The following is a 14,025-nucleotide window of genomic DNA, read 5'->3' on the forward strand; positions in this document are numbered from 1 at the left end:
CGTCGTTTAACCTTAGTATAGTACAAATGTTCTATTCCGACAAATGGGTTTCGTCTCCTTCGATGGTGTCTTTTTCTCCCATAAATTCCACCACGTCGCCGGGGTAGAGCTTTCTGCCACGGCGCTTCTCCATCTCGCCGTTGACGAAAACCAAACCGTCTGATACCACCATTTTGGCCATGCCGCCGGAATCCACCCACTGCACGTATTTCAAAAAGCTGTCGAGTTTAATATAGTCTGTGGTTATTTTCATAGATTGGCCAACCTGACGGGGAGTACGAGGTACAGTGTATCGGCGCCTTCTAAAGGCGTAATGATGCAGGGATTTACCGCATCGGTAAAGCCTAAGGAGATGCGCTCGTCATCCATGACCCGAATGCCTTCCAATAAATAGCGGGCATTAAAGGCGATGGTTAAATCGCTTCCTGTCTTTTCGGCGCGAATGGTTTCGTGGACTTTGCCCACTTCGGAATTGGAGAGGATTTCGATTTGATCGTCTTTAATTTCCAGGCGCACCAAGCCGTTTCGCTCTTTGCCCGTCATTAAACTGGCCCGCTCCAAGGCGTCGATTAATTGTTTTCTGTCGGCGACAACTTTCACGTCGTGTTCCGTGCGAATCAAGCTGTTGTAGCGGAAAAATTCGCCGTTTAAGAGCTTGGTAAAGAATTTCGTCTCGTCGAATTGAATCAAGATGTGATTGTTTCCGATTTCCAATGTGAGGGTCTTGGTCTCGTCGATGAGTTTTGAAATTTCCGAGACGCTTCTCGAGGGCAAAATTAAATCCCTACGCACGGATTGTTCTCCCTTAATGCGGCTTAATGCCATGCGGTAGCCGTCCAATGCCACGAAGGTAATGCCCTCCGGCTGAACGTCTAATAAGACCCCGGTTAAGACGATGCGCATGTCGTCGTTGGATGTGGCGAATTGCGTTTCCTTAAAGGCCTTTAATAAGGATTCGCCGGTGACCACGATTTTTTCATCGCCGCCCAGTTCCGGCAATTGGGGATATTCTTCCGGGTTTTGACCCATGATTTCAAATTCCGATTGCTCGCAAATTAAGGTGATTTTTTGGCCGTCGCTTTCTATATGCACCATGGCGTTGGGAAGTTTGCGCACAATGTCTCCGAATAATGAGGCATTTAATACGATGCTACCCGTCTCTTCCACGAAACAGGCGTGGCGTGATTCCATGGATATTTCCGTATCCGTGGCTCTGAGAATCAATTGATCCTCTGTGGCTTCCATGTAGATGCCTTCCAGAATTTGCATACTGGTTTTTGCCGAGATGGCTCTGGAGACGGTAGAGACAATAGAAGCTAATGCGGATTTTTCGATTTGAAATTTCAAATGCTTTCCTCCTAACTAATAGATTAGTACTTCGTATTCGTAGTAGGGGCTGTGAATATGTGGATACCCTCGTTTAAAAGGATTGGATTCGTAATAGCCCTGTGGATAATTTATGGATATTCCCGTGGATGATTTCTCTTTTTATCCACAATCCCATTAATTGCCCTTAATGGTTTCTTTCAGGGATTCGATGGTGACGAAGAGATTGGTGTCTTTTTCCATATCGTCTTTGATTTTATCGCAGGCGTGAATCACCGTGGAGTGATCCCTTCCGCCGAATTCCTGGCCGATTTTCGGCAAGGACATGTCCGTCAGCTCCCGGGTCAGGTACATGGCGATTTGTCTGGGATAGGCCAATGGGCGGGAGCGCTTCTTGCTGTCCATTTGTTCCACGGTTAATTGATATTTTTTACAGACCACATCTTTTATCCGCTCCACCGTAATCTTTACGGGCCGATTGTTTTCGTAAATATCTTTTAATACCGTCGCCGCCGTCTCTTCCGTAATGACGCCGGTGGTGAGCTTGGAATAAGCCGTCACCCGAGACAGGGCCCCTTCCAGTTCACGAATATTGCTTTTCACGTGGGTGGCGATGTAATTAATCACCTCGTCGGGAACGTGGAAGCCGTCGCTTTTAGCTTTGTTTCTTAAAATGGCGATGCGGGTTTCCAGATCCGGCGCTTGAATATCCACCACCAGGCCCCAGGCGAAGCGGGAAATCAGTCGCTGTTCCAGTTTTTGAATATCCTTCGGCGGTTTGTCGCTGGTCAGGACGATTTGCTTGTCTCGTGCGTGGAGTTCATTAAATGTATGGAAAAATTCGTCCATGGTGGATTCTTTGTCGGCGATAAATTGAATATCGTCGATTAAAAGCAGATCCTGTGAGCGGTATTTCCTGCGAAATTCTTCGTTGCGATTGGTTTGAATGGATGCGATAAATTCGTTGGTAAATTGCTCACTGGTGACGTATAAAATACGCTTGTTCGGATCATTGCGATGCATAAAATGGCCGATGGCGTGCATTAAATGGGTCTTCCCCAAACCGACGCCGCCGTAGATAAACAGCGGATTGGCGTGGGCCTCGATGGGATTTTCCGCTACGGCCAAAGACGCTGCGTGGGCAAATTGATTGGATTGGCCCACGACAAATGAATCGAAGGTGTATTTAGGATTTAAGTGGTACAAGGCCTCGGCGGTATTTTCCGCAGGCATGGACCGGTTTTCTCCGTCGGCGGTGAGGACAAATTGAATCTCCAGATCCCGGCCGCCGGCTTCTTTCACTACGCGGCGAATGAGGTTTTTGTAATTGTTGTTATTCTTTTTTAAATGGTTTAAAACAAATTCCCGGCTCACGCCTAAAATGAGGGCGTCGCCTTGAATGGCCAGAGGTTGAATGGGGCGAAACCAGGTGTTTATTTGAGACTCGTAGAGGTTTTCTTCGAGAATCAATTGAAAGGCATCGTCCCATAGCTTTTTAACATCCGTTGACATATACGTCGCTCCTTAAGGGTATGTATTAACATAGTCACATGTGGAAAAAATCCCTATGGATGAAAAAATCCACATAATTGTGGATTGTGAGGATAAACTGTTTATGAACAAGGTGTCGTTATTCACTTGTTCATAAAAAGGGATCATTTTTTCGTATTTTACGAGAAAGAAAGTGAATAAAGAAAACTTATCAACAACTTATACACAATTTGTGCATAACCACCATCTATCCACAGACTTTATTTTTATTCACAGGCTCGAAATAATTATACACAAAGATAAAATAGTTATCAACATATTCGCCGGCCCTCGATTGCCGCAAAAAGGGCCTTTGTTTCGAATTTTTTTATCCCATAAAGAAGGAAATTCCCCACTATTTATTGACTTCGGCGGCGTGAGTCCCTATAATATATAGAGTGTATTTAAAAAAATAGGTCCATTGGGCATTTTTTTATCCCATAGAGGAGGTGTAATCATGAAAAGAACGTTCCAACCGAAACGCAAACAAAGAAAAAGAGAACACGGTTTTCGTGCGCGCATGAGAACGCGCGGCGGTCGTAAGGTTTTGCGCGCCCGCAGACTTAAGGGAAGAAAAAGACTTTCCGCATAATCCATGGAAAAAAAGTACTTTCTTACGAAAGACGGGGATTTTAAAAGAGTATATAGGAAGAGAAAAACGTTCGGAAACAGAAATTTTACTCTTTACGTCAAGCAAAACGGCCTGGCCCATTCCAGGATGGGTTTTTCCATCAACAAGAAGGTGGGCAAGGCCGTTGTTCGTAATAAAATAAAAAGGCGACTGAAGGCCCTTTATCAGGAAGCGTACCCGCGTCTCACACCGGGCTATGATTATGTCATCGTCGTCAAAAACAATGTGGCGGAATTGGATTTCAAAGCGACAAAATCCGCCTTTTACCATCTGTTTCGCGTATCGAAGTTTTTAAAGGGGGGCAAAAAGTCATGAGGACTTTGGCCTTAGGACTGATTCGTTTCTACCAAAAAGTGATTTCTCCTTATATACTGCCCGGGGCGCACTGTCGTTTTTACCCGACGTGCAGCCAATACGGCTACGAAGCTTTTTCGACATACCCCTTCTTTAAAGCGCTTTATTTAACGATAAGGCGCATTTTACGCTGTCACCCTTTCCACAAGGGCGGCTATGATCCACTTCCATAGATTAGGAGGAAGTTCACTTGATTAACGCTTTAGCGAGTTTCTTCGGCACCCTTCTCCACGCCATCTACAATTTCGTGGCGGGGCTCGGGTCGGAACCGAAGATGATTTCCTTTTATGCGATTTCCATTATCGTCACGACCCTGCTTTTTCGTTTGGCCCTTTTGCCTTTGAATTTATTCCAAACGAAAAACCAGCTGAAGATGGCGAAATTGCAGCCGGAAATGAAAAAAATTCAAAAAAAATACGAAAAGGACCCGCAGCTCTTGGCGCAAAAACAGTCGCAGCTCTACAAGGAAGCGCAGTTTAATCCTTTAAGCGGCTGTCTGCCCATGCTGGTTCAATTTCCCGTTCTCTTGGCTTTTTATCGGATCTTTATGTTCCCGACGAAATTTGCCTTTACGAATCCGGAATTTTACGCGTCCATGCAGAAAAATTTCTTTTTTATTCAAGATCTCGACCACGGGGACCCTACGAAGTTGGTCTTTCCCATTATCGCAGCCTTTTTTACCTGGCTGTCCACCTATCTCGTGCAAAAGAGCAACAAAGCGCCTTCTACGGAGCAATCGGAGCAAATGATGCGCACCATGTCTATGATGATGCCTGTCATGATCTTTATTTTCGCGAGAAAAATGGCGGCGGGTTTGGTCTTGTACTGGATCGTCGGTAGTATTTACACGATTTTCCAACAATTTGTGAGCAATAAAATCATCGAAAAAGAAAAAGAAGCGGAGGCATAGCATGAATTTCTCCATTCAGTCGGCAAAAACCATCGACGAGGCCGTGGAAAAGGCCCTTCTCGAGTTGAAAGCCACCCGAGACGAGGTGGACATCGAAGTAATTGAAGAGCCCTCCGGCGGCTTTTTAGGGCTGATTGGGGGCAAGGATGCGATTGTCAAAGTGAAGAAAAAAATGGACCACAAGGACATTGTGGAATCCATTTTAAAGGATGAAGAGATCCAAAGTGTGCGCACGGTCTTGGAGGAAAAAGCCCAAGAGGAAGCGGCGATGATCGAAGACGACGAATCAGAAGCTCCGTCTGACGAGGCGGATGAAGGGGAAGCGGCGTCTGAGGAGGCTTTGGATTTCGATTATCTCGACGACGAAGCCATGGAAGAGATGATTCGCGAGTACATCGACCGAATCATGGGGGCCATGGAGTTGGCCTACACCTTGTCCGTGGATTTCAGGGAAAATGAAATTGACGTTTCCATCGACGGCAAGAAGGAGGAGACGGGCATTGTCATCGGCAAGCACGGATCCACATTAAACGGCATTCAAATCGTGCTTTCCGCCATGGTGAATCAACGGAGCGAAGAATTTCGCCGGGTCATCGTGGATTGCAGCGGCTACCGAAAGAAGCGGGAGCAGGTGCTGAAGCGCATCGCCGGAAAGACGGCGAATAAGGTATTAAAGACGAATAAATCCATTAAATTGGAGCCGATGAATGCACAGGAACGGCGCATTATTCACGCCTGCCTGGCCAATGTCGATGGCATTCGAACGCGAAGCGAGGGCAAAGATCCCCATAGGCGCGTCGTTATTCATAAGGATACATCCCAGCCTTCATAGTCTCTATGAAGGCTTTTTTATAGGAAAGGTTGACGACTATGACTATTGCGGCTATTTCTACAGCCAAGTCCCCGGCGGGGATCGGCATCGTGCGATTAAGCGGCGAGGCGGCCATTTCTCTGGCCGACGGTTTTTTTCAGGGCAAACAGCGCCTCACAGACCCTTTAAACGACCGCAAGCTTCTTTACGGCCACATCGTCTCCGATGGCGAGGTGGTGGATGAGGTCTTGGCCGTGGCCTTTCACGCACCCTTCAGCTATACCGGCGAAGACATGGTGGAAATTCAGGCCCACGGCAGCCGCATCGGCCTGGAACGGATTTTAGATTGCTTTATTCGTGCCGGGGCGGAGCCTGCGAAGCGCGGGGAGTTTACGAAGATCGCTTTTTTAAACGGCAAGCTGGATTTAACGGAAGCCGAGGCCATTATCGACATGATCGAGGCGGAGAGCATTTCGGCCCAGAAGCAGAGCGCCCGCCAACTCACCGGCCATTTGTATCGTAAGATCGAAGACTTTCGCACGCGGATCAAGGACACCTTGGCCCATTTGGTGGCGGATATCGATTTTTCCACGGAAGAGGTGGAACCTGTCGATATAAGCGCTTTAATTACCACTTGCGAGGCCATTTTAGATGAAATGAAAGCCTTGGAATCCACTTTCACTCGAGGCAAGCTGATACAGGAAGGCATCGCTACGGCTATTGTAGGCAAGCCCAATGTGGGAAAGAGCTCGTTTTTGAATAAAATGCTCCGGGAAGACAAGGCCATCGTCACGGATATTCCAGGCACCACGCGAGATGTGCTGGAGGCCGGTTATTCCCTGGACGGGATTCACCTCAAGATACAGGACACGGCGGGGATTCGCAAGACCGATGATACCATCGAGCAAATCGGCATCGAGCGGGCCATGGCGAGCATGGAGGAGGCGGATCTCATTATCGCCCTTTTCGACGCCTCTCGCCCCCTGGATGAGGAAGACATGGAAATCATCGAGCGAGTCAAGGATAAGCGGGTGATTTGCCTCTTAAATAAGCAGGATCTCGGCTCGGTATTGGACAAGAAGGCCATGGAGGCCTACTTCCCCGGCGCCGTCATCGAGACCAGCTTTATTCGAGACGAGGGCCTCGCCGCCGTAGAGGATTTAATCCAGTCTTGGTTCCTCTCCGGCACCATCGAGGAAGACGAGACACAGATCTATTCCCTGCGCCACAAACTTCTTCTTTCTGAAGCCGTAGAATCTCTTTCGAAGGCGGTGGAGGACATACGTTCGGGTATTGGGTTGGATCTTGCCGAGGTGTATATCGAGGATGCTTTTTTGAAATTAGGCGAAATTACCGGCCAAACCGCCGGCGAGGAAGTCTTGGATCACGTGTTTTCTAAATTCTGTATCGGGAAATAAGGAGCGAAAATGAATTTTTTAGCTAAAACCGTCGATATCGTCGTCGTCGGCGCGGGCCACGCGGGCTGTGAAGCGGCTCTGGCGGCGGCGCGCATGGGCCATTCTGTGGCTATACTTACGATTAATTTAAATAATGTGGCGGCCATGAACTGCAATCCCAATGTCGGGGGCACGGGCAAGGGCCATTTAGTCCGTGAAATCGACGCTTTAGGCGGCGAAATCGGAAGAAACATCGACAAGACCTTTATTCAGTGCCGCATGCTGAACCGCTCCAAGGGCCCGGCGGTTCACTCGTTGAGAGCCCAGGCGGACAAGTGGAACTACCACGCCGCCATGAAGGAGACTTTAGAGAACACGAAAAATGTCCACCTAATTCAAGACGAGGCCGTTGATTTTTACATGGAAGACGGGGAAGTTTCCGGCGTTATCGGAAAAAGCGGCGCCATTTATCAATCGAAGAAAACCATTTTAGCCACCGGGACCTACCTTCGTGGCCGGGTCTTTATGGGGGAGGTGAATTACGCCTCCGGCCCCGACGGCATGCAGCCGGCCAACCAGCTTACCGCCGCCATCGAGGGATTGGGTCTTAAAACCATGCGCATGAAAACCGGGACGCCGGCGCGGGTGCACCGTGATTCCATTGATTTTTCGGGCATGGATGTGCAAAAGGGCGACGAAACCATCGTGCCCTTTTCCTTCTCTAATTTCGATGTGGATTACAGTGACAAGAAGCAGATTGAGTGCTATTTAACCTATACGACCCCTGAATGCCACGAGATTATTCGGGAAAATATCCACCGCTCGGCCATGGCCATGGGGGACATCGAGGGCATCGGCCCCCGCTACTGCCCTTCCATCGAAGACAAGGTGACCCGCTTCGCCGATCGGGATCGCCACCAGGTGTTTCTCGAGCCGGAGGGGCTAAACACCAAGGAAATCTACGTTCAGGGCGTGTCTTCTTCCCTGCCCGTGGAGGTGCAAATGGCCCTTTACAAAAAGATCGACGGTTTGGAGCATTGCGAATTTATGCGTCCGGCCTACGCCATCGAGTACGATGCCATTGACGCCACGAAACTGAGGCTAAGCCTTCAGGTCACCGAATCGCCGAATCTTTACATGGCGGGGCAAATCAACGGCTCCAGCGGCTACGAAGAGGCGGCGGCTCAAGGGCTTATGGCGGGCATTAACGCGGCCCTCGCCATCGAAGGCAAGGAACCCTTTATTTTGGGGCGGGATCAGGCCTATATCGGCGTCTTGATCGACGACCTCGTCACCAAGGGCACCCGAGAGCCCTACCGCATGATGACGGCCCGGGCGGAGTATCGCCTCACCCTGCGCCAAGACAATGCGGATCTGCGCCTAACGGAGCGGGGACGCGAAATCGGATTGGTCGGCGACGAACAGTACGAAAAGTTCATCGCCCGACGGAATGCCATTGAAAAGGAACGGGCGCGCCTCGCATCCATTCAGATCAATCCCACGGACGAAAACATCGAAAAGCTGGATGAACTCGGTTCGGCTACATTGAAAAATGCCACGCCCCTTTTGAATCTCATGCAGCGTCCGGAGCTTACCTACGATAAACTGGCTGTTTTTGATCCTGATAGGCCCCATCTGCCCCGCCACGTCATCGACGAGGTGGAGACGGACATACGCTACAGGGGTTACATCGAAAAGCAGGCGGCGCAAATTCAAAAATTTCGGAAGATGGAAACGAAATTGTTGTCCAAGGAGTTGGACTATGCGGCCATCGGCGGCCTCAGGAACGAAGCCAAGGAAAAGCTGTCGAAGATTCAACCGGAATCCGTGGGACAGGCGAGCCGCATCAGCGGCGTGAGCCCGGCGGATATTAATGTCTTGTTGATTTATTTAGAGCAAAAACACAGGGAGGAGAGCAATGAACTGGCAGACGCGTAAGGACTATCTGAAGCAATTTCCCGTAGAAATTCCCACCAAGGCCTTCGACCGCTACGGCGACATCCTCCTCGACTGGAACGAGCGCATGAATCTCACCCGCATCACCGACGAAGACGAAATGATGGATAAACATTTCATCGACTCCCTTACCCCCACGCTGGTTTCGGCCTACGAGGGCACGGGAAAGATTTTGGATTTAGGCACCGGGGCAGGCTTTCCAGGCATGGTCCTCGCCATGGTATCGCCGGAGCGAGACGTTCATTTAATGGACAGTTTAAATAAGCGGATCACCTTTTTGGATCACGTGGTGGAGGAACTGGGGCTTACGAATGTAAGCACTTTCCACGGCCGCGCCGAAGAGGCAGGGCGGGAGAATAAGTTTCGCGAACAATACGGCCTCGTCGTCTCCCGCGCCGTGGCGCGGCTAAATATACTGGCGGAATACTGCCTCCCCTTCGTACGCTTAGGCGGCCATCTCATCGCCATGAAAGGCGCTGAAGGCGTGGAAGAGGTGGAGGAAGCCAAGAAAGCCATCGACATTTTAGGCGGAAAGATTGAAGAAATAGTCGACCTCCGGCTCCCCGGGGGCGACGAACGCCACCTGGTGGTCATAAAAAAAGTGAAGGGAACGCCGGCGAAATACCCTCGCGGCGGCGGCAAACCGCGAAAGGATCCTCTGTAGTATGATTTTCTATATACCGGCCCTTATTTTTCTCATCTACCGTCTCTACAAAAGCCGCACGAAGACGGCTGTGGTTCTCATTCTTCTGTGTTTAGTCAGCGGCGCTTTCTATATGGGGGCGGAGAACTATTTCATCGAGCCCGTCCACGTGATTTTCCCCGCCGTGGCCATTGCCTCTTCCCTTTACTTGATCTATCTGTCCCGCCGGGAATACACCAATGCCAGAAGCGAGTACTTAAAGGAGCGGCGCATGGCTCGGGAGGCAGCGGAGCACGAGGCGGAGATAGGCGATGAGCATGAGCGCATCGTCATTACAAACGATAAGTCCGACGAAGAAAAAATAATCTACTTAAAACGAAGTGAGAAAAATGTTCCACATGGAACAATTGGCGAGACGAAACAAAACGAAGAAGAAAATTGAGCGGAAATGTTCCACGTGGAACACTCCGCTCTTTTTATTTGCCCGAAGCTTTGATACTATAGTGGAGAAGGGAGTGGCACTATGACAAGAAGTATTGCCGTATTTAATCAAAAAGGCGGCGTCGGTAAGACGACCACTGTAATAAACTTAGCCGATGCCCTGGCAAACAAGGGCCATCACGTGTTAATTTTAGATTTGGACCCGCAAGGTAACGCCACCAGCGGACTAAACATAGAAAAAGATCGAGAGAGCATGATTTACGATTACCTCTTAGGAGCGGAAGGCGACTTCGCCGTTCAGGTGAAGGATAATCTGTCCATTATCCCCTCCGGTGCTACGCTGGCAGGAATCGAAATCGAATTTGCTCGAAGAGACAACTGGCAGAGTGTGCTGAAAGATCGCATCGCCGAATTGAAAGGCTACGATTACATCATCATGGACTGCCCGCCCTCGCTTGGCATTCTGTCTATTTTGGCACTCACTGCGGCGGACGGGATTTTAATTCCCGTACAATGCGAATACTATGCGTTGGAAGGCCTCTCTCAGCTCATGGAATCCATTCAGCTGGTGCGGGGCGGCTTCAATCCCGACTTAGCCATCGAAGGCGTGCTCCTCACCATGTACGACGGACGCACCAATCTCAGCATGCAGGTGGTGGAAGAGGTAAAGAACTACTTTAAAGACGCCGTCTTCTCCACGGTGATTCCCCGCAATGTGCGCTTGGCGGAGGCACCGTCCTACGGCATGAGCATTATGGATTACGACAAAAACAGTCGCGGCGCCAAGGCCTACGCGTCGTTGGCCGACGAAGTGGAAAAGAGGAGGTCCTAATGGAAAAGAAACGTGGTTTAGGTCGCGGTCTGGATAATTTTTTCGGGCCCCAAACAGAAGAGGAAAAAGTGGCTGAAACTTTGGCCGTGGACGCCATCGTCGCCAATCCCCATCAGCCGAGAAAGTACTTTTCCGACGAAAGCATCGAGGAATTAGCAGAGAGCATTAAAGCCGTAGGCGTTCTACAGCCCCTTTTAATTAAAAAAGACGGGGACAAAAACCTCTTAATCGCCGGAGAACGCAGGCTTAGGGCGGCGAAAAAAGCCGGTTTAACGGAAGTGCCCGTGCGCTTCATCGATGTGGACGAAGAAAAAGGCGATCGAATCTCTCTTATTGAGAACATCCAGCGGGAAGACTTAAATCCCATGGAAGAAGCCGAGGCCTACGACACATTAAGGAAGAAATACAAATACACTCAGGAAAAAATCGCAGGCCTCGTGGGTAAATCACGGCCCTACATTGCCAATAGCCTGCGCCTTTTAAAGCTGGAGCCCGTGGTCATGGAAATGCTACGCAGGGAAGAGCTCACCATCAGCCAGGGCAAGCTCCTCCTCTCCGTAAAAGATGGAAACGAACAGATTAAGCAGGCGAAGCGCATGGTGGAAGAAGGCCAAACCATTGCCGAAAGCGCGGAAAATACGAAAAAGAAATCGAAAAAAACAAGCGGCCATCAGGGCTACTACGGCTATTTGGAAAACGCCCTTATGGACGCATTAGGCACGAAGGCGGAAATTAAAGGCAATCACGAAAAGGGAAAAATCGTCATCGATTATTACACGGAGGAAGATTTGATGCGCCTCTGCGACATTATTTTAGGAGAAGACATCGATGGTTAGAGAATACAGATACTTTGTTGCTGACGCCTACACGGATCGCTCCTTTGTGGGCAACCCCACGGGCATCGTCCTTTCAGAAGGCAAAATGACCGACGAAGAGCTTCTAAAAGCAGCTCGGGAGCTGAAGCACGCGGAAACCACTTGCGTTCAACAAATGGATACGGACATTTACCACGTGCGCTACTTTTCTCCCGTGAAAGAAGTGTCCCTTTCCGGCCACGCGGCCCTGGGAACCTTCTGGATCCTGGCGGAATTAGGCTACATCGACGGCAGGGACGACGAGCACCAAATTCGCCAGTATACGAAAGTCGGCCCACTGCGGGTAAAAATTCAATTTCATGAAGAAAAAGTCACCTTCGTACAGGTTGAAATGCCGAAAATGGCAATCGGCGAAGAAATCGAAGCTGTGGATGAGGTTGCGGCGGCCTTTAAGCTGACGCCTGAGGAGTTGGACGGCACATTAAAGCCTGTCGTCATGGACGCGGGCATGAAGGCCATGATTATTGCCGTAAAAAATCGGGATCTGTTGAAAAAGATGGAGCCCAAGCGGCGACGCATGGCCCTGCTCACGGAAAAATACGGCGCCCAATGCTTCCACCTCTTTTACTACGACGGCAACGGCGCCGTCCATCAAAGGAATTTCTCCCCCGCTGTGGGCACTTGGGAAGAATCGGGCACAGGCACCGCCAGCGGCGCCATGTACGCCTATTTAAAGAAGCAAAACCGCTTGGCTCAAGGAAAAATCACCTGCTACCAAGGGGATGAAATCGGCCGTCCCTCGGAAATTGTCCTCGAGGAAATCGACGGCGCCATTTACGTCGGCGGCAAAGCCTGCGTGGTTATGGAAGGAATTATGCGCCTATGAAATTAGTGGATATGCGTTTGACCGATTATATAAAAAAGGCCGAAGACAAGACCTCGGTGCCCGGCGGCGGCTCCATCGCCGCCCTTTGCGGCGCCCTCTCCGCCTCACTGGCCGCCATGGTGCTGAATTTATCCGGCGCCGAGGATGCGGCGAAGAACTACGGGAAATATTCCGAGGTGCTTCAAAAAAACATCGACGACGACAGCACCTCCTTCGACGACGTCCTGAAAGCCTTTCGCATGGCGAAAACCACGGAGGAAGAGAAAAAAATCCGCAGCCTCGCCATTCAAGAGGGTTATAAGCGGGCCATCGACGTGCCTCTTTCCACCATGGAAGCGGCCTTGGGCGTCGTCGAAACCTTAAAAGCCCAGGAAGCATTGATCGGCGACGAGGCATTGAGCGATTTGTACATGGCGGCGGATTTGGCCCTTACCGCCTTTAACGGCGCCAAAGACACGGCCATGATCAATGTGGCCGCATTAAAAGACGACGCGACGCGCAGCGTCTACAGCGAAAAAATTCAGGCCATGACCGAGCATATGATCGAGATTCACGGTGACGTCGCAGCATTTCACCGGGCATGAAGACATTATTTATCTTAAACCCCCGATTAAAGCCTGAGAAAAAGAAGGAAGTCGAAAACGCGGCGAATGCCTGTCTAAACGAGGACTACGACTTTTTAAAGGGAGACATTCGCGACTACGACGCCCGAGCCCTGAAGGACTACGATCATTTCGTGGCCGTCGGCGGCGACGGCACCATATTTGCCGCGGTTAACGCCATGATGGAGACGTCGGCGCGAAAGCTGACCATCGTGCCGGCGGGAAGCGGCAACGACTTTGCCAGATCCTTGGGAATCAAAGGGGATGTATTCACTATATTGAAAGAAGCGAAAGAGGCCGCGCCTCGCCCCATGGATCTCGCCATGTGGAACGATCGCTACTTCATCAATATTGCATCCGTGGGCTTTGATGCCGATGTTAATGCCAACAACAGCGATTCAATGAAGCGCTTCGGCCCCTTCAGCTACACATTAAGCGTAGTCAAAACCCTGTTTACCTACAAAGCAAGGGCCATCGAAAAAGAAGGCATTCCCCTTACGCGCTGGACCCTTTTTACCATAGGAAACGGCGGCTATTACGGCGGCGGATTTCCCATTTTTCCGAAAGCAAGCCCATTTTCCGGCGAGCTCCTCTTCTTGGGGGCGGGCAAGAGCCGATTGAAATTCATCCTGCCCTTTTTAATCTGCCTCTTTGCGGGGAAAGATCATCTCTGGAAAAAAGACATGGTGCACCAATCCTTTCAGTCCATGGAGTTTACCTTACTTGAAGAAGCCAATGTGAATTTAGACGGGGAAAACTTCCGAGAAAAAGGCCCGGTGACGGTACGCGTTCTGCCGAAAGAGCTCCTTTATGTAGGGCCGTCGAATCAGTAAAGACATCACTCTATTGATAGAATTGGTTTTAAAAGCCCTTTCGATGAAAGACAAAGGC

Annotated in this window: 17 protein-coding genes; 14 read left to right on the plus strand and 3 right to left on the minus strand. The window is 50.1% G+C overall.

Annotation, left to right across the window (positions count from 1 at the left end; all coding sequences use genetic code 11):
• Positions 1–31: 31 nt before the first annotated feature.
• From yaaA to dnaA, 3 genes are all read right to left on the minus strand, one after another.
• On the minus strand, positions 32–253 hold the full coding sequence (gene yaaA, locus KO087_RS00225) for a S4 domain-containing protein YaaA (protein WP_215506506.1): 222 nt from the start codon (positions 251–253) through the stop codon (positions 32–34).
• Complete coding sequence (gene dnaN / locus KO087_RS00230; protein ID WP_215506508.1) at positions 250–1,347, minus strand: DNA polymerase III subunit beta; 1,098 nt, start codon at positions 1,345–1,347, stop codon at positions 250–252. The genes yaaA and dnaN overlap by 4 nt, the downstream gene beginning before the upstream one ends.
• 156 nt (positions 1,348–1,503) lie before the next feature.
• Positions 1,504–2,838: a chromosomal replication initiator protein DnaA gene (gene dnaA / locus KO087_RS00235; RefSeq protein ID WP_215506509.1), complete on the minus strand. Its 1,335-nt coding sequence runs from the start codon at positions 2,836–2,838 to the stop codon at positions 1,504–1,506.
• A gap of 475 nt (positions 2,839–3,313) precedes the next feature.
• On the opposite strand from dnaA, the gene rpmH reads away from it, so the two are divergent.
• The 14 genes from rpmH (at position 3,314) to KO087_RS00305 (ending at position 13,967) form a co-directional block, all read left to right on the plus strand.
• Entirely contained in the window at positions 3,314–3,448 is a 135-nt protein-coding gene (gene rpmH, locus KO087_RS00240) for a 50S ribosomal protein L34 (RefSeq protein ID WP_215506511.1), read from the plus strand.
• 3 nt (positions 3,449–3,451) lie between these two features.
• Positions 3,452–3,802 carry a ribonuclease P protein component gene (gene rnpA, locus KO087_RS00245; RefSeq protein ID WP_215506513.1) on the plus strand — a complete coding sequence of 117 codons (351 nt, stop codon included), beginning with the start codon at positions 3,452–3,454 and terminating at the stop codon, positions 3,800–3,802.
• A complete protein-coding gene (yidD, locus tag KO087_RS00250; RefSeq protein WP_215506515.1) occupies positions 3,799–4,014 on the plus strand; it encodes a membrane protein insertion efficiency factor YidD in 216 nt (71 codons plus the stop codon). The genes rnpA and yidD overlap by 4 nt, the downstream gene beginning before the upstream one ends.
• 17 nt (positions 4,015–4,031) lie before the next feature.
• A complete protein-coding gene (locus tag KO087_RS00255) occupies positions 4,032–4,751 on the plus strand; it encodes a YidC/Oxa1 family membrane protein insertase (RefSeq protein ID WP_251374879.1) in 720 nt (239 codons plus the stop codon).
• A 1-nt stretch (position 4,752) separates the two neighbouring features.
• On the plus strand, positions 4,753–5,583 hold the full coding sequence (gene jag / locus KO087_RS00260) for an RNA-binding cell elongation regulator Jag/EloR (protein WP_215506517.1): 831 nt from the start codon (positions 4,753–4,755) through the stop codon (positions 5,581–5,583).
• 38 nt (positions 5,584–5,621) lie between these two features.
• Positions 5,622–6,980 (plus strand): tRNA uridine-5-carboxymethylaminomethyl(34) synthesis GTPase MnmE, encoded by a 1,359-nt coding sequence (mnmE, locus tag KO087_RS00265; RefSeq protein WP_215506520.1) that lies wholly within the window; start codon positions 5,622–5,624, stop codon positions 6,978–6,980.
• A 9-nt stretch (positions 6,981–6,989) separates the two neighbouring features.
• On the plus strand, positions 6,990–8,897 hold the full coding sequence (gene mnmG / locus KO087_RS00270) for a tRNA uridine-5-carboxymethylaminomethyl(34) synthesis enzyme MnmG (protein ID WP_215506522.1): 1,908 nt from the start codon (positions 6,990–6,992) through the stop codon (positions 8,895–8,897).
• On the plus strand, positions 8,878–9,579 hold the full coding sequence (rsmG, locus tag KO087_RS00275; RefSeq protein ID WP_215506524.1) for a 16S rRNA (guanine(527)-N(7))-methyltransferase RsmG: 702 nt from the start codon (positions 8,878–8,880) through the stop codon (positions 9,577–9,579). Before mnmG ends, rsmG begins: the two co-directional genes overlap by 20 nt.
• Position 9,580: 1 nt before the next feature.
• Entirely contained in the window at positions 9,581–10,000 is a 420-nt protein-coding gene (locus tag KO087_RS00280; protein ID WP_215506526.1) for a hypothetical protein, read from the plus strand.
• Between the two features lie 81 nt (positions 10,001–10,081).
• Positions 10,082–10,831 carry a ParA family protein gene (locus KO087_RS00285; protein WP_215506528.1) on the plus strand — a complete coding sequence of 250 codons (750 nt, stop codon included), beginning with the start codon at positions 10,082–10,084 and terminating at the stop codon, positions 10,829–10,831.
• Positions 10,831–11,667: a ParB/RepB/Spo0J family partition protein gene (locus tag KO087_RS00290; protein ID WP_215506530.1), complete on the plus strand. Its 837-nt coding sequence runs from the start codon at positions 10,831–10,833 to the stop codon at positions 11,665–11,667. The genes KO087_RS00285 and KO087_RS00290 overlap by 1 nt, the downstream gene beginning before the upstream one ends.
• Positions 11,660–12,532, plus strand: coding sequence for a PhzF family phenazine biosynthesis protein (locus tag KO087_RS00295; protein WP_215506532.1), 873 nt, complete (start codon positions 11,660–11,662; stop codon positions 12,530–12,532). Before KO087_RS00290 ends, KO087_RS00295 begins: the two co-directional genes overlap by 8 nt.
• Complete coding sequence (locus KO087_RS00300; RefSeq protein ID WP_215506534.1) at positions 12,529–13,116, plus strand: cyclodeaminase/cyclohydrolase family protein; 588 nt, start codon at positions 12,529–12,531, stop codon at positions 13,114–13,116. Before KO087_RS00295 ends, KO087_RS00300 begins: the two co-directional genes overlap by 4 nt.
• The gene (locus KO087_RS00305; RefSeq protein WP_215506536.1) at positions 13,113–13,967 is read left to right on the plus strand and encodes a diacylglycerol/lipid kinase family protein; all 855 of its coding nucleotides are present in this window, start codon (positions 13,113–13,115) and stop codon (positions 13,965–13,967) included. The genes KO087_RS00300 and KO087_RS00305 overlap by 4 nt, the downstream gene beginning before the upstream one ends.
• The last annotated feature ends 58 nt before the right edge of the window (positions 13,968–14,025 follow it).

The sequence above is a fragment of the Peptoniphilus rachelemmaiella genome, assembly GCF_943169845.1.
In the GTDB taxonomy this organism is placed as follows: domain Bacteria; phylum Bacillota; class Clostridia; order Tissierellales; family Peptoniphilaceae; genus Aedoeadaptatus; species Aedoeadaptatus rachelemmaiella.